We start from the raw sequence: 15,559 nt of genomic DNA, 5'->3' as shown, positions 1-15,559 counted from the left end.
GACAACGAGAGACAACGGTAATGCCGGCGCGTCTTAGCGCACCATGCAAGGTTTCTTGCTATCGAACTTCCAGTTCGGAACGAGGTACTGCATCCCCACCGCATCGTCGCGTCCACCCAGCCCCATCGCCAGGTAGCGCTGATGCGCGGCCTCCACCGCCTCCATATCGAGTTCCACGCCCAGCCCCGGCGTCGTCGGCACGGTGACCATGCCGTCCACGATGCGCAGCGGATTGCGGGTCAGGTGCTGGCCGTCCTGCCAGATCCAGTGGGTGTCGATCGCCGTGATGTCTCCCGGCGCCGCCGCCGCGCAATGGGTGAACATCGCCAGCGAGACGTCGAAGTGGTTGTTCGAATGCGAGCCCCAGGTCAGGCCCCAGGCTTCGCACATCTTGGCCACGCGCACGGTGTCCTGCATGGTCCAGAAATGCGGGTCGGCCAGCGGGATGTCCACCGCCCCCAGTTGCACCGCGTGCGCCAGCTGGCGCCAGTCGGTGGCGATCATATTGGTGGCGGTGCGCAGGCCAGTGGCGCGGCGGAACTCGGCCATCGTCTCGCGGCCCGAATAGCCGCCTTCGGGTCCGCAAGGATCCTCGGCATAGGCCAGCACGCCCTTCATGTCGCGGCACAGCCGGATCGCATCCTGCAGCAGCCAGCAGCCGTTGGGGTCGAGCGTGATGCCGGCCTGCGGGAAGGCTTCCTTGAGCGCGCGCGCCGCCTCGATTTCCTGTTCGCCGCGCAGCACGCCGCCCTTGAGCTTGAAGCTCTTGAAGCCGTAGCGCTTCTGGGCGGCGCGGGCCTGGGCCACGATGGCGTCGGTGTCCATGGCCGGCTCGTGGCGCAGGCGCAGCCACTCATCAATCGCATCCGGCTCGCTTGCATACGGAAGGTCGGTCGCCTTGCGGTCGCCCACGTAGAACAGATAGCCCAGCATCTCGACCTGGTCGCGCTGGCGGCCGTCGCCCAGCAGGTCGGCCACCGGCACGCCCATGAACTTGCCCAGCAGGTCGAGCAAGGCGCATTCGACGCCGGCCACCGCGTGGATCGTCACGCGCAGGTCGAAGGTCTGCTGTCCGCGCCCCGCCGCATCGCGTCCGGCGAAGGTCGTGCGGATCGAACGCAGCACGCCGTTCCAGGCGCCGATCGGCTGGCCGACGACCAGCGCGCGCGCATCCTCGAGCGTCTGGCGGATGCTCTCCCCGCCCGGCACTTCACCGACGCCCTGCTGGCCGCTGCTGTCGGTGAGGATCACCAGGTTGCGGGTGAACCACGGCGCGTGGGCGCCGCTGAGATTGAGCAGCATGCCGTCGCGGCCCGCGACCGGCACCACGCGCATCGCGGTGATCGTTGGCGTGCCGCCCGGCGTCGAAGATTCCATGGTCATCGTTCTTCCCTAAGCTATGTTACCGGTATCAAGATGAGACGATGATACCGGTATCACGTCGATGAAGTCAACGCGCTGAAAGGGTTTTTTTAGCTGCTGCCGCGTTCGACGATGACGAAGCCGACGTCGCGCACCGGTTCTTCCACCGGCCGGCCTTCGGCGCGGGCGATGATCAGCTGGGCGGCGGTGGAGCCGATGGCGGTGCCGTCGATGCGCACCGTGGTCAAGGGAGGATGCAGGTCGCGCGAGAATGCCAGGTCGCCCAGGCCGACCACGGCCAGCTGTTCGGGCACCTTGACGCCCAGCGCCAGCGCTTCGAGCAGCACGCCCTGGGCCATCATGTCGGAGCTGCAGAACACGGCGTCGATGCCGGGGTCGCGCGCCAGCAGCTCGCGCAGGCTCGCGCGGCCGCTGCCGAGCGAGGTCGGCGCCGGCACGATGCAGGTCGGCACCGCCGCGCGGTCCGTGCCCAGCCCCGGCTGCAGCGCCAGCACGGTGTCGGCGAACTGGCGGTTGCGGCGCACCGCGCGTTCGTCGTCGGCGCTGATGGCGGCGATCCTGCGGCGGCCGCGCCCATGCAGGTATTCGGCCACCGCCTTGCCGATCTGTTCGTGCGAAAAGCCCACCAGCATGTCGATCGGGCTGTCGGTCAGGTCCCAGGTCTCGACCACCGGGATGCCGCTGGCCAGCAGGCGGCGCCGGCCCTGCTCCGAGCGCATGATCCCGGTCAGCACCACGCCGTCCGGACGGCGCCCGATGATGGCCTCGAGCAGCGCGTCCTCGCGCGAGTTCTCGTAGCCGGCCTGGCCCAGCATCAGCTGGTAGCCGCGCGCGGCCAGGCCGTCGGTGAGCGCCTGCACCATCTCGAGGAAGACCGAGCCGCTGATGGTCGGCACCACGGCCGCCACCATGCGGCTCTTCTTGGAGGCCAGGCCGCCGGCCAGCAGGTTCGGCACGTAGCCCACCCGGTCCACCACCTCGCGCACGCGCTGCAGGATCTCGGGCGAGACCGAATCGGGATTGTTCAGCGCGCGCGAGACGCTCATCGGGGCCACGCCGGCCAGGCGGGCGACGTCGCGCACCGTGGGCGTGGCGCCCTTGCGGCTCTTGCGGGCGGTAGCTGGTGCGTCCTTCGGGGCGGGGGTTTCCATGGCCGCGATTCTAGCACCGAGGTATGCCGCGCCCTCTAGCGGTATTTCTGCTGCATGCCGTCATAGAAGCGCTTCAAAGTATGGAAGGCTTTCTTTTTCTGGCCGGTGTCCGAGATCAGGCCCTTGCGGTTCCAGAAATCCTGGTACTGCGGATGCGGGCGGCGCGGCGAGCGGAAGTCGGCCAGGATCCACGGCGTCATGCCGCGCAGGCCGGGGATCGCGGTCAGCAGCTTGAACTGGTTCTGGTACAGACGTTCCTGGTATTCCTCGCTCCAGCGGGTGGCGGCGTCGGCGTGGTAGCCGCCCAGCGCATCGGCGCCGAATTCGCTGACCACCACCGGTTTGTTCACCTTGATGTCGAAGCGGTAGTTGAGCATGTCCTCGGGATCGCTCCAGTACCAGCCGGCGTATTCGTTGAAGCTGGCCAGGTCCAGCTTGCCGGCCAGCGGGTCCTCGACCACGACCCGCTGGCCCTCGCGGTGCACTTCGAGCGCCGCCGCCACCAGGCGCGTGTCGTCCAGGCCGCGCACGGTGTCGGCCAGCCGGCCCATGAAGACGTTGCGCGGCTCGCCCACCGGGGTCTCGTTCCCGATCGACCAGACGATGACGCTGGCGCGGTTCTTGTCGCGCACCACCATATCGGTCAGCTGGCGGTCGGCGTTGCGGTAGGTGTCGGGATTGCTCCACGAGATGGTCCAGTACACCGGCACCTCGGCCCACAGCAGCAGGCCCATCTCGTCGGCCAGGCGCGACATGTGCTCGCTGTGCGGATAGTGGGCCAGGCGCACGAAGTTGGCGTTGAGCTCACGCGCCCACTGCAGCATCATGCGCATATCGCCTTCGCCGCGCAGGCGGCCCTGGGCCAGCGGGTTTTCGTCGTGCAGCGAGATCCCGCGCAAGAAGATCGACTTTCCGTTAAGCAGGATGTCCTGGCCGCGGGTCTCGATGGTGCGGAAACCCACCCTGTCCTTCACCGTGTCCGGACCGGCCGCGATCTCGACGTCGTACAGGGTCGGCGCTTCGGGCGACCAGTAGCCCAGCTTGCCGGCGGGGATGTCGATGGCGGCGCGGCCGCCGGCATCGGCCTGGACCGTGGTCCGGATGCCGGCCGCGGGAATCGTCACGCTGACGCTTTGCCGCGGCTGGGCGCCGGCCAGCTGGACGTAGCCCTGGATGCGCTTCAGGTCGCCCTTGGCCAGCTGCACCTTGTAGTCGGCGATATAGGTGGCGGGGACTTCGGCCAGCAGCACGTCGCGCGTGATGCCGCCATAGTTCCACCAGTCGGTGTTCACGGTCGGGATCTCGTCCTGGTGGCGCATATTGTCGACCTTGACCACCACGAAATTGCGGCCCTTGTTCAGCTTGCCGCTCACGTCGAACTGGAACGGCGTGAAGCCGCCCTTGTGCGTGCCCAGCTTCTTGCCGTTCAGGTAAACGTGGGCCTGGTAGTTGACGGCGCCGAAGTAGAGGAAATAGCGTTTGTCCTCCTGCGGCTCGGCGTTGAACACCTGGCGCATCCACACCGTGCCTTCATAGAACAGCAGCTTCTCGTCCTGCGAATTCCAGTCGCCGGGAATCTTGAGCGTGGGGGACAGGTCGAAGTTGTACTCGACCAGTTCGCCCTTTTGCGGCGGGCCCAGGTCGTCATAGAAGCCGCCCTTGCCCGAGGGCGTCGCATCGAACGGCTCGCGCCGGTAGTTGTAATAGCCCGTCTCGTAGGGATCGACGATGTAGTTCCAGCGGCCGTTCAGGCTCAGGTGCTGGCGGCCGTAGATATTCTGCAGCGGCGCGGATGCTTGCGCCTCCGCTGCGGGCGCCGGTGCTTGCGCCATTGCGTTCACATGCCAGGACAGGACCAGCGCGCACAGCGCGGCCCGCAATGCATTGCCAAGATGCTTCATGGTTGTCTCCCGCTCTCCGGCTGGCGCCGTCCGGTTGGTTTTTTGTTACCGGTATCTAGTGCTGGACTATCGTAGCGGGGCCGTTTTGTTGTGTCAACAAAATGCTTGGCGGCGACACCTTTGTGAAGACAGGCCTAGAGCCGGGGCAGGATCTCGGCGCCCAATTCGCGCAAGACGTCCGCGACGGGCCGCGCGCCCCGGTGCAGGTTGAACAGGATGTGCGCGACCCCGAGTTCGCGCATGCGCTCCAGATAGGCGGCCAGCGCATGGCGGCCGGTGCGCAGGCCGAGTTCGATCGCTTCGGCCGGCGCCGCCGGATCGTCCAGCAAGTCCAGTTGCACCGACTGGATGAAGGGCTTGCGCATGCCGGGCGAGCGCTGGTCCTGCGCCATATGCCAGAGGGCGATGCGGCCTTTTTGCCGGTCTTCCTCACGGTGGTAACTGGCCCACGCATCGGCATGCTCGGCGATCCACTGCAGCGACTGCCGTGCGCTGCCCACTGCGAGCATCGGAATGCGTGCCTGCGGCGGGGGCAGGACGCGGTACTGTTCCGGGTCCACGACCGGCGCCGGCGCAAGCGCGGTATGCAGGGCACTCCAGTGCTCGCGAAAGACCACGTCGCGCGTTTCCAGGTCGGCCCCGAAACGGGAAAACTCCTCGGGACGGTCGCCCGAACCCAGGCCCAGCAGCAGGCGGCCGCGGCTGATCCGGTCCAGGGTGAGCGCCGCCTTGGCCACGTGCAGCGGATGGCGCAGCGGCAGCACGATGGCGCCGGTGGCGAGCACGATCCGCTCGGTCACGGCCGCCAGCGCGGCCAGCCACAGGAAAGGGTCGTCCAGCGCAGCGGTCTCGTTGGCGCTGCCCTGCGGGATCATCAGCGGGACGTCGCGGGTCCACAGCGCTGCAAAACCCAGCGCGTCGGCCAGGCGCGCATGTTCTTGCGCCAGCGCGAGGTCGACCAGGGCGCCGGGGCCGCCCGCCATGGGCGTCATCAGCCCGACCGTCAGGCGGCCGGGAACGAAGACTTGCCCGTATGCGCGATTGAAGTCCTGCATGGGCTCAGGTGAAATACGCTTCGGAGCCGAAGGTGAGCGCCACCACCACCAGCATGGCCAGCACCAGCACGATCAGCAGGCGCCCGAACTTCGGCGCGCCGTCGCCGGATGGCTGCGCGGACGGCGGCAACTGCGGCAGCGGGTCTTCACCGCGTGTGTCTCTCATGGCAGGAGCACCGTCGAACCGGTCGTGCGGCGCGCTTCCAGCGCGCGGTGCGCCTCGCCCGCCTCGGCCAGGGCGAAGGTCTGGCGCACCTCGACCTTCACCTTGCCGCTGCCGACCATCTCGAACAGCTCGGCCGTCATCGCCTCCTGCTCTTCCTGGTTACTCATGTAGTCGAACAGGGTCGGCCGGGTCAGGAACAGCGAGCCGCGCCTGGACAGCTCGGCCGGGGCAAACGGCTCGACCGCGCCCGAGGCGTTGCCGAAACTGACCATCAGGCCGCGCCGGCGCAGGCAGTCGAGCGACGCGGTGAAGGTGTCCTTGCCCACCGAGTCGTACACCACCGGAACGCCCTCGCCGCCGGTGAGCTCGCGCACGCGCGCCGCGATGTCTTCATCGTTGTAGTTGATGACGTGGGCCGCGCCGTGGCGCAGCGCCAGCTCGCCTTTTTCCTTCGAGCCCACGGTGCCGATCAGGCGCACGCCGAGCGCGCGCGCCCACTGGCAGGCGATCAGGCCGACGCCGCCGGCCGCGGCGTGGAACAGGATCGTGTCGCCGGCCTTGACCGGATACGTCTGGCGCAGCAGGTATTGCACCGTCAGGCCCTGCAGCATCATGGCGGCCGCGGTCTCGAAGCCGATCGCATCGGGCAGCCTGACCAGGAAATGGGCCGGCATGGTGCGCACGCTGGCATAGGCGCCCAGCGGTCCGCCGGCATAGGCCACGCGGTCGCCCGGCCGCACGTGGGTCACGCCCTCGCCCACCGCCTCGACCACCCCCGCGCCTTCCTTGCCGAGAAAGCCGGGCAGCGGCTGCGGATACAGGCCGGTGCGGAAATACACGTCGATGAAGTTCAGGCCGATCGCGTGCTGGACGATGCGCGCCTCGCCCGGCCCGGGGGCCGGTGCCTCGACGTCGACGTATTCCATCACTTCTGGGCCGCCGGTGGCGGCAATCCGGATCGCTTTGGCGAGCATGGTTTCTCCTGTGGGGTTGGTCAGGCGGCGCTGTGCACGCTTATCAGTTGCGACAGCACCAGGCGCGCGGTCGAGACATTGGTCGCGCACGGAATATTGTGCACGTCGCAGGCGCGCACCAGGGCGTTGATGTCGGGTTCATGCGGCTGCGGCGTCATCGGGTCGCGCAGGAAGATCACGCAATCGATCAGGCCGTCGACCAGCAGGGAACCGATCTGCAGGTCGCCGCCGACCGGCCCCGAATGCTTGCGCACGACGTTCAGGCCCAGCTCGTTGATCAGGCGCCCGCCGGTGGTGCCGGTGGCCGACAGGGCGCAGCCCTGCAGGAAATCGCGGTACTCGGCGGCGAGCGAGATCATGTCGTCCTTCTTCTTGTCGTGGGCAATCAGGGCGATGCGTGGGGCGGCGGTCGTGATGGTCATGTCGTGGGCGGCGGTTGGTGTGGTCGGGACGCTCATAAGAATACCGCATTCGACCAAGCGGTCATATAAACCACCAACTGCGCAATAACGTTCTGAAAGCGATCAATATCTGTGCATGGCTGTGGCGGCAGCGCCGAAGTTCGGCGTCGCGACGGGGTCGATCGCGGCGCTGCGGCATCGCGCGTGTGGCAGGAGAGTTGCACCGCTGGCGTCTTCGCCGGGGTTCATCCGGCGGCGACGGCCTCGGCATCAAGGAGCATCCCGCCGCGCCCGCCGAACGGGGTCGATGCGCGCGTGGTCGAAACCATGCATCTCAAACCAACAGGAGAATCTCTCATGACCAGCAAGACAGAGCGCACGGGGCCACCGGGAGCGCCGCAATGAACCTGCGTGACGTCGAAGCACGCCTTGGCCGCGACCGCTTCTTGCTGCTGGCCCTGATCGTCGTATCGCTGCTGGCCAGCCTGTGCTGGGCCGGCCTCGTGCTGGGCGGCCTGGTGCTCGGCAGCGCGCCCCTTGCCACGGGCGCGGCAGCCGGCGGCGTGAGCACCGCCGGTGCGGCCGGTGCGGCCGCACCGGCCATCGCCGCGCCCACCCTGGCTTACCAGGCCGGCCAGCTGGCGCTGGTCTTTCTCACCTGGGCCGGCCTGTGCACGGCCATGATGCTGCCCCTGGCCAGCCGCGCCACGGTGCTGTTCGCGCGCATCGCCGGGGAGCACGCGGCCCAGCGGGCCCGCCTGCGCACATGGCTGTTCGTGCTCGGCTACCTGGGCGCCTGGACCGGTTTCGCGTTGCTGGCCGCGATCGCCCAATGGACGCTGCACGAATCCGACCACGGCGGCGCCGTGCGTCACCCCCTCCTGCTCGGCCTGGCCATGGTGGCGGCCGGCGTCTACCAGTGGACACCCGCCAAGCATGCCTGCCTGGAGCACTGCCGGGCGCCCCTGCCCGGCATCCTGGCCGGCTGGCGCGACGGCCTGCCCGGCGCGTTCTGGCGCGGCGCCGCCCACGCCCGCCAGTGCCTGGGCTGTTGCTGGCTGCTGATGCTCCTGCTGCTGGCCGCCGGCCCCGACAACCCGGCCGCAATCGCCGTCGTCGGCCTGTTCGTGCTGGCCGAGATCCGCCTCGCCGGCGGCCACTGGATCGCCTGCGCAGGGGGGCTGGCGCTGCTCGCCCTGGGGACCAGACTGTTGTTTCCATGACAGTCAAACCTGAGCCGGACGACGAATTTGCAAGAGGGGCCTATGCTAGAATATCGGCCACTCTTGCATACCGTCTAAGGAATCCTCGACATGGCTGGACACAGCAAATGGGCCAATATCAAGCATAAAAAAGCCGCTACCGACGCCAAGCGCGGCAAGATCTGGACGCGCCTGATCAAGGAGATCACCGTGGCCGCGCGCATGGGCGGCAGCGACATCCCGTCCAACCCGCGCCTGCGCCTGGCGGTCGAGAAGGCCGCCGACGCGAATATGCCGAAAGATAACGTCACCCGCGCGATCCAGCGAGGCTCGGGCGAGCTCGAAGGCGTCAACTACGAGGAAGTGCGCTACGAAGGCTATGGCATCGGCGGCGCGGCGATCATCGTCGACTGCCTGACCGACAACCGTGTCCGCACCGTGGCCGAAGTGCGCCATGCCTTCAGCAAATTCGGCGGCAATATGGGCACCGAAGGCTCGGTCGCCTTCATGTTCACGCACACCGGCCAGTTCCTGTTCGCGCCGGGCGTCGACGAAGACAAACTGATGGAAGCCGCGCTCGAAGCCGGCGCCGACGACGTCATGGCCGACGAAGAAGGCGGCTTCGAAGTGCTGTGCGATCCGCACGCCTTCTCCTCCGTGAAGGAAGCACTGGAAGCCGCCGGCTTCAAGGCCGAAGTGGCCGAAGTCATCATGAAGCCCGCCACCGAGACCGTGTTCACGGGCGAGGAAGCGGTCAAGATGCAGAAACTCCTCGATGCGCTGGAAAACCTGGACGACGTCCAGGAAGTCTTCACCAACGCCGTGATCGAAGAATAATTGGTAGCGAATATGAAAATCCTCGTAGTCGGCTCGGGCGGCCGCGAACACGCGCTGGCGTGGAAACTGGCCCAATCGGAACGCATCCAGACGGTCTTCGTCGCGCCCGGCAACGGCGGCACCGCGCTCGATGCGCGCCTGGTGACGGTCGACGTGACCGATCCTGAAGCGCTGGCCGACTTCGTGGTGCTTGAGAACGTGGCCCTGACCCTGGTCGGCCCGGAAGCGCCGCTGGCGGCCGGCATCGTCAACCTGTTCCGCTCGCGCGGCCTCAAGATCTTCGGCCCCACCCGCGAGGCGGCCCAGCTCGAGAGCTCGAAGGATTTCGCCAAGGCCTTCATGCACCGCCACGGCATCCCGACCGCGAAGTACGAGACCTTTTCAAGCGCCGCCGCGGCCCATGCCTACATCGACGCCAATGGCGCGCCGATCGTCATCAAGGCCGACGGCCTGGCGGCCGGCAAGGGCGTGGTGGTTGCGATGTCGCTGGAAGAAGCCCACGCTGCGGTCGACCACATGCTGTCCGATAACGCCTTCGGCGACGCCGGGGCCCGCATCGTGATCGAACAATTCCTGGCCGGCGAGGAAGCCAGCTTCATCGTCATGTGCGACGGCAGGAACGTGCTGGCGCTGGCCACCAGCCAGGACCACAAGCGCCTGAAGGACGCCGACCAGGGCCCGAACACGGGCGGCATGGGCGCCTATTCGCCGGCGCCGATCGTTACGCCGTCGATGCATGCGCGCGTGATGCGCGAGATCATCAACCCGACCATCCAGGGCATGGCGCGCGACGGCATCCCGTTCACCGGCTTCCTGTACGCCGGCCTGATGATCGACGCCGACGGCAATCCGCGCACGCTCGAATTCAACTGCCGCATGGGCGACCCGGAAACCCAGCCGATCATGGCGCGCCTGAAGAGCGACTTCGCCACCGTGCTGGAACACGCCTGCAACGGCACCCTCGACACGGTCGAGCTGGAATGGGACCGCCGCACCGCCGTGGGCGTCGTGATGGCGGCCGCCGGCTATCCGGACAGCCCGCGCAAGGGCGACGTCATCGACGGCATCCCTGCGGAAGTGCCGGAATGCGTCACCTTCCACGCCGGCACAAAACTGGTGGATGGCAAGCTGCAGACCAGCGGCGGCCGCGTGCTGTGCGTGGTGGGCCTGGGCGACAGCGTCAAGATGGCGCAGAAGCAGGCGTATGAAAGCGTCGAGAAGATCCATTTCAATGGCGCGCAGTACCGGCGCGACATCGGCTGGCGCGGCGTAAAGTAAACCCCTGCAATAGCAGGCTCCAAGCCTCTCCCAACCAACGCCAGATGTAGACATTCGGTGGGCCGGTGTACAATCGGCCCACTTTTCATTTCCAGCCGCTCATCATGTCTTCCCCCAATCCCGCCGCCATCAAGGCCTGGCTGCTCGAGCTCCAGGCGCGCATCGTCCACGGTCTTGAACAGGTCGACGGCAAGCCGTTCCTGCGCGAGGAATGGCAGCGGCCCGAGGGCGGCGGCGGCATCTCGCGCCTGGTCGAGGAAGGCAATGTGCTCGAACGGGGCGGCGTGAACTTCTCGCACGTGCGCGGCGCCACGCTGCCGGCGTCGGCCACCGCCGTGCGTCCGGAGCTCGCGGGCCGCGCCTGGGAAGCGATGGGCGTGTCGCTGGTGCTGCATCCGCGTAATCCCTACGCCCCGACGGTGCACATGAACGTGCGCTTCTTCGAGGCGACGGCGCCCGGCAAGGAGCCGGTCTGGTGGTTTGGCGGCGGCATGGACCTGACCCCGTATTACGGCGAAGTCGAGGACGCGCGCCACTTCCACCAGGCCTGCCACGACGCGCTGGCGCCGTTCGGAGCAGAGCTGCATCCGCGCTTCAAGACCTGGTGCGACGACTACTTCTACCTGAAGCACCGCAAGGAACCGCGCGGCGTCGGTGGCATCTTCTTCGACGATTTCAACGAGCTCGGCTACGAGCAATCGTATGCCATGGTGAGGACCGTGGGCGAGCGCTTCCTGGACGCCTACCTGCCGATCCTGCAGCGCCGCAAGGACCAGCCGTATGGCGAACGCGAGCGCGACTTCCAGGCCTACCGGCGCGGCCGCTATGTCGAGTTCAACCTGGTGTGGGACCGCGGCACCCTGTTCGGCCTGCAGTCGGGCGGACGGACCGAAGCGATCCTGATGTCGATGCCGCCGATCGTCAAATGGCGCTACGACTGGCATCCCGAACCCGGCAGCCCCGAAGCACGGCTGTATTCCGACTTCCTGGTGCACCGGGACTGGCTGGCGCCGTGACGGGGACTGCCGGCGCGCCGGGCCGCAACCGCTGCATCGCCGTCCTCGGCGGCAGCTTCGATCCGGTGCACCAGGGCCACGTCGCGCTGGCGCGCCTGTTCGCCGGCCTGTTGCGGCCGGACGCCTTGCGCATCCTGCCGGCCGGCCAGCCGTGGCAAAAGAATGGCCTCCAGGCCAGCGACCGCGACCGGGTCGCGATGCTGGAACTGGCTTTCGGGGCCTTGAAGAGCCCGAGCCTGCCGGTCACGATCGACCTGCAGGAAATCGAACGTAACACGCCAACGTATACGGTCGAGACGCTGCGCGCGCTGCGCAAGGAGCTGGGCGCGCGCACCTCGATCGTGTTCCTGATGGGCGCCGACCAGTTGCGCAAGCTCGACAGCTGGAACGAGTGGCGCGAACTGTTCGCCCTTGCCAACCTGGGCGTGGCGACGCGTCCCGGCTACGACCTGGCGCAAGAAGCATTGCCACCGGTGGTGGCCCAAGAACTGTCGACGCGGCTTGCAACGCCCGACACCGTACGCCTGCTGGCGCACGGAAAAGTCTGCCTCGCGCCGACGCTGGATGTGGACCTCTCGTCCAGCCAGCTCCGTGCGGCCTTGCAATCCGGCGCGGATGCAAGCGCGCTCGGGATGGCGCAAGTGCTAGACTATATTCAACAACATAACCTGTACAAAAACTAATGGATATCAAGAAACTGCAAACCCTCGTCGTCGACGCCCTGGAAGACGTGAAGGCCCAGGACATCGTCCTGTTCGACACGACCCACCTGACCAGCCTGTTCGACCGCATCGCCGTGGCCTCCGGTACGTCGAACCGCCAGACCAAGGCGCTGGCCGCCTCGGTGCGCGACAAGGTCAAGGCTGCGGGCGGCGACGTGATCGGCCTGGAAGGCGAAGACACCGGCGAATGGGTGCTGGTCGACCTGGGCGACATGATCGTCCACATCATGCAGCCGGCCATCCGCCAATACTATCGCCTCGAAGAAATCTGGGGCGAGAAGCCGGTCAAGCTGGGCGCCGCCAAGCGCAAGTCGACCGTCGAGGGCATCGAAGCCGACGCCGCCAAGCCGAAGTCGAAGCACCTGGCCGCCAACCAGGCCCAGGAAGAAGCCAAGCCGGTCAACGAACGCAAGCCGGCCGCCAAGCGCGCGACCAAGGCCGCCGCCGAGACCGCCGCCAAGCCTGCTGCCAAGAAACCGGCCGCCAAGAAAGCCGCCGCCAAGGCAGTCCCGACCGGCAAGACCGTGAAGGTTGCACCGAGCAAGACCGAAGTCGCCGCCGTCGAAGCGACCAAGGCCAAGCCGCCGAAGCGCGTGACCAAGGCTGCCGCACCGAAGGCCGCCCCGGTCGCCGATGCGCCGGTCAAGAAGGTGATTCGCCGCATCAAGAAGGACGCTGAGTAAGGGTCCTCATGCAGTTGATCATTGCCGCGGTCGGCCACAAGATGCCGGCCTGGATCGAGTCCGGCTTCACCGAGTACACGAAGCGCATGCCGCCCGAGCTGCGCATCGTGCTCAAGGAGATCAAGCCGGTCGAACGCTCCGGCAGCAAGACCGCCGCCACCGCGATGGCGCTCGAGCGCGAGCGCATCGAGGCCGCCCTGCCGAAGGGCGTGCGCATCATCGCCCTGGACGAACGCGGCAAGGACCTGACCAGCGTCGGCCTCTCGCAGCAACTGGAAACCTGGCAGCGCGACGGCCGCGACACCGCCTTCCTGATCGGCGGGGCCGACGGCCTCGATCCCGAGCTGAAGGCGCGCGCCGAAGGACTGATCCGCATCTCCAGCATGACCCTGCCGCACGGAATCGTCCGGGTCATGCTGGCGGAACAGCTCTATCGCGCCTGGTCGATCACCCAGAATCATCCTTACCACCGGGTCTGAAGAAACCCGAAGCGAACAAGAACAGCGATGAAAAAACAGCACAATAAAATCTACCTCGCTTCCAAGAGCCCGCGCCGGCGCGAACTGCTACGCCAGATCGGGGTCGACTTCGAACTGATGCTGCTGCGCAGCGACCCGGGCCGCGCGGTCGACGTCAGCGAGGATGTGCTGCCGGGCGAAGACGTCCACGCTTACGTGGCGCGCGTGGCCCGGGCCAAGGGCGCCTTCGCCTTCAACCTGCTGCTGCAGCGGCGCCAGCCGCTGCGCCCGGTGCTCACAGCCGACACCACCGTCACCATCGACGGCGAGATCCTCGGCAAACCGGCGGATAACCGAGAGGCGGTCGCCATGCTGGAGCGCCTGTCGGGCCGCACCCACCAGGTGCTGACCTCGGTGGCGGTGCATTCCCAGCACGTGGCCGAGCAGGTCACGCAAGTGTCGAACGTGCGCTTCGCCACGCTCGCCGCAGCCCAGATCAGGGCTTATTGCGCCACGCTGGAACCGTATGACAAGGCCGGCGGCTACGGCATCCAGGGCCCGGCGGCGCTGTTCATCGAGCACATCGAGGGCAGCCATTCGGGCATCATGGGCTTGCCGCTGTTCGAGACCGCCAACCTGCTGCGCAAGGCGGGGCTGGCCATTTAGCGTTGGACGCGTGGGCGGCGAAGCCGCCCACCCTACCCTGAGCGGGCGTGTATCATGTCACCCTGAACAATACGCACGGCAGGGTCCATGAACGAAGACATCCTCATCAACATCACACCGCAGGAAACGCGCGTCGCGCTGGTCCTGCAGGGCGCGGTACAGGAGCTGCACATCGAGCGCACGCTCACGCGCGGGTTGGCGGGGAACGTCTATCTGGGCAAGGTGGTGCGCGTGCTGCCGGGGATGCAGTCGGCCTTCATCGACATCGGCCTGGAGCGCGCCGCCTTCCTGCACGTGGCCGACATCTGGGAAGCGCGCAGCCACGACGGCGGCAACGCCCCACCCACCCCGATCGAAAAACTGCTGTTCGACGGCCAGGTGCTGACCGTGCAGGTCATCAAGGACCCGATCGGCACCAAGGGCGCGCGCCTGTCCACCCAGATCTCGATCGCCGGCCGCATGCTGGTGTATCTGCCGCAAGACCACCACATCGGCATCTCGCAGAAGATCGAAAAGGAAGCCGAGCGCGAACGCCTGCGCACGCACCTGCAAAGCCTGCTGCCGGCCGAGGAAAAAGGCGGCTACATCGTGCGCACGATGGCCGAGGAAGCGTCGAGCGACGACATCGCCGCCGACGTCGACTACCTGCGCAAGACCTGGGGCGCCATCGTGCAGGGCGCACGCACCCTGCCGCCCACCACCCTGCTGTACCAGGACCTGAGCCTGGCCCAGCGCGTGCTGCGCGACTTCGTGCACGACGAAACGGCCAGCATCCAGGTCGACTCGCGCGAGAACTTCCTGAAACTGGCCGAATTCGCCCAGATCTACACCCCGAGCGTGCTGTCGCGCATGGCGCACTACACCGGCGAGCGCCCGCTGTTCGACCTGTACGGCGTGGAAGAGGAAATCCTGCGCGCCCTGGGCCGGCGCGTGGACCTCAAGTCCGGCGGCTACCTGATCGTCGACCAGACCGAGGCGATGACGACCATCGACGTCAATACCGGCGGCTACGTCGGCGGACGCAATTTCGCCGACACGATTTTTAAAACCAATCTGGAGGCGGCGCACGCCATCGCGCGCCAGCTGCGCCTGCGCAACCTGGGCGGCATCATCATCCTCGACTTCATCGACATGGAGAACAACGAGCACCGCAACGCGGTGCTGGCCGAGCTCAAGAAAACCCTGGCGCGCGACCGCACCAAGGTTTCGGTGAGCGGCTTCTCGGCCCTGGGCCTGGTCGAGATGACGAGGAAGCGCACCCGCGAATCGCTGGCCCACATCCTGTGCGAACCCTGCCCGGCCTGCTCGGGCAAGGGCCAGGTGAAAACCAGCCGCACGATCTGCTACGAGATCCTGCGCGAACTGCTGCGCGAAGCCAAGCAGTTCAACCCGCGCGAATTCCGCATCGTTGCCGGGCAAGAGGTGATCGACCTGTTCCTGGAAGAAGAATCGCAACATCTCGCCATGCTGGGCGACTTTATCGGCAAGCGCATTTCGCTGCAGGTGGAGAAGGGGTATCACCAGGAGCAGTACGACGTGATTTTGATGTAGCACAGGCCGGCAGGGCATCCAGTTGGGCGAGGTCCGCGTAGTTCACTACTCGACAACCAACCGAGGAGGAAATCCATGCCCGCCTGCTTCATCCCGTCCTGCTGACTGCCTCCCT

General features: G+C 67.0%; 16 protein-coding genes. 9 read left to right on the top strand and 7 right to left on the bottom strand.

The annotated features are described in order from the left end of the window. Positions 1-33: 33 nt before the first annotated feature. The 7 genes from SOM28_RS08975 to SOM28_RS08945 all read right to left on the bottom strand — a co-directional run bounded on the left by SOM28_RS08975 (position 34) and on the right by SOM28_RS08945 (position 7,088). Entirely contained in the window at positions 34-1,383 is a 1,350-nt protein-coding gene (locus tag SOM28_RS08975; RefSeq protein ID WP_123069372.1) for an enolase C-terminal domain-like protein, read from the bottom strand. Between the two features lie 89 nt (positions 1,384-1,472). After that, complete coding sequence (locus SOM28_RS08970; RefSeq protein WP_123069371.1) at positions 1,473-2,534, bottom strand: LacI family DNA-binding transcriptional regulator; 1,062 nt, start codon at positions 2,532-2,534, stop codon at positions 1,473-1,475. Positions 2,535-2,569: 35 nt separating this feature from the next. Further along, positions 2,570-4,435: a glycoside hydrolase family 2 protein gene (locus SOM28_RS08965; RefSeq protein WP_320467896.1), complete on the bottom strand. Its 1,866-nt coding sequence runs from the start codon at positions 4,433-4,435 to the stop codon at positions 2,570-2,572. A gap of 134 nt (positions 4,436-4,569) precedes the next feature. Continuing rightward, positions 4,570-5,490 carry a TIGR03571 family LLM class oxidoreductase gene (locus tag SOM28_RS08960; RefSeq protein ID WP_320467895.1) on the bottom strand — a complete coding sequence of 307 codons (921 nt, stop codon included), beginning with the start codon at positions 5,488-5,490 and terminating at the stop codon, positions 4,570-4,572. Positions 5,491-5,494: 4 nt separating this feature from the next. Then, positions 5,495-5,656: a hypothetical protein gene (locus tag SOM28_RS08955; RefSeq protein WP_320467894.1), complete on the bottom strand. Its 162-nt coding sequence runs from the start codon at positions 5,654-5,656 to the stop codon at positions 5,495-5,497. Continuing rightward, positions 5,653-6,630, bottom strand: a complete 978-nt coding sequence (locus SOM28_RS08950; RefSeq protein ID WP_320467893.1) for a quinone oxidoreductase family protein — start codon at positions 6,628-6,630, stop codon at positions 5,653-5,655. Before SOM28_RS08950 ends, SOM28_RS08955 begins: the two co-directional genes overlap by 4 nt. Before the next feature lie 20 nt (positions 6,631-6,650). Then, positions 6,651-7,088: a methylglyoxal synthase gene (locus SOM28_RS08945; protein ID WP_229414919.1), complete on the bottom strand. Its 438-nt coding sequence runs from the start codon at positions 7,086-7,088 to the stop codon at positions 6,651-6,653. A gap of 344 nt (positions 7,089-7,432) precedes the next feature. Between SOM28_RS08945 and SOM28_RS08940 the strand changes: the two genes are divergently transcribed. The 9 genes from SOM28_RS08940 (at position 7,433) to rng (ending at position 15,444) form a co-directional block, all read left to right on the top strand. Further along, positions 7,433-8,254, top strand: a complete 822-nt coding sequence (locus SOM28_RS08940) for a DUF2182 domain-containing protein (RefSeq protein WP_123069366.1) — start codon at positions 7,433-7,435, stop codon at positions 8,252-8,254. 90 nt (positions 8,255-8,344) lie between these two features. Further along, positions 8,345-9,070, top strand: a complete 726-nt coding sequence (locus tag SOM28_RS08935) for a YebC/PmpR family DNA-binding transcriptional regulator (protein ID WP_123069365.1) — start codon at positions 8,345-8,347, stop codon at positions 9,068-9,070. Between the two features lie 12 nt (positions 9,071-9,082). After that, complete coding sequence (gene purD / locus SOM28_RS08930; protein ID WP_123069364.1) at positions 9,083-10,348, top strand: phosphoribosylamine--glycine ligase; 1,266 nt, start codon at positions 9,083-9,085, stop codon at positions 10,346-10,348. Between the two features lie 104 nt (positions 10,349-10,452). After that, positions 10,453-11,364 (top strand): oxygen-dependent coproporphyrinogen oxidase, encoded by a 912-nt coding sequence (gene hemF, locus SOM28_RS08925; RefSeq protein WP_123069363.1) that lies wholly within the window; start codon positions 10,453-10,455, stop codon positions 11,362-11,364. After that, the gene (locus SOM28_RS08920) at positions 11,361-12,047 is read left to right on the top strand and encodes a nicotinate-nucleotide adenylyltransferase (RefSeq protein WP_123069362.1); all 687 of its coding nucleotides are present in this window, start codon (positions 11,361-11,363) and stop codon (positions 12,045-12,047) included. Before hemF ends, SOM28_RS08920 begins: the two co-directional genes overlap by 4 nt. Continuing rightward, positions 12,047-12,769 carry a ribosome silencing factor gene (gene rsfS / locus SOM28_RS08915; protein ID WP_123069361.1) on the top strand — a complete coding sequence of 241 codons (723 nt, stop codon included), beginning with the start codon at positions 12,047-12,049 and terminating at the stop codon, positions 12,767-12,769. The genes SOM28_RS08920 and rsfS overlap by 1 nt, the downstream gene beginning before the upstream one ends. Before the next feature lie 8 nt (positions 12,770-12,777). Continuing rightward, positions 12,778-13,248 carry a 23S rRNA (pseudouridine(1915)-N(3))-methyltransferase RlmH gene (rlmH, locus tag SOM28_RS08910; protein WP_071361491.1) on the top strand — a complete coding sequence of 157 codons (471 nt, stop codon included), beginning with the start codon at positions 12,778-12,780 and terminating at the stop codon, positions 13,246-13,248. A 27-nt stretch (positions 13,249-13,275) separates the two neighbouring features. Further along, entirely contained in the window at positions 13,276-13,893 is a 618-nt protein-coding gene (locus tag SOM28_RS08905) for a Maf family protein (protein ID WP_123069360.1), read from the top strand. An 87-nt stretch (positions 13,894-13,980) separates the two neighbouring features. Beyond that, positions 13,981-15,444 (top strand): ribonuclease G, encoded by a 1,464-nt coding sequence (gene rng, locus SOM28_RS08900; protein WP_123069359.1) that lies wholly within the window; start codon positions 13,981-13,983, stop codon positions 15,442-15,444. Positions 15,445-15,559: the final 115 nt, after the last annotated feature.

The organism is Massilia sp. CFBP9026 (genome assembly GCF_034045165.1).
In the GTDB taxonomy this organism is placed as follows: Bacteria; Pseudomonadota; Gammaproteobacteria; order Burkholderiales; family Burkholderiaceae_D; genus Telluria; species Telluria arenae.
This window is presented reverse-complemented; position numbering and strand designations above follow the sequence as displayed.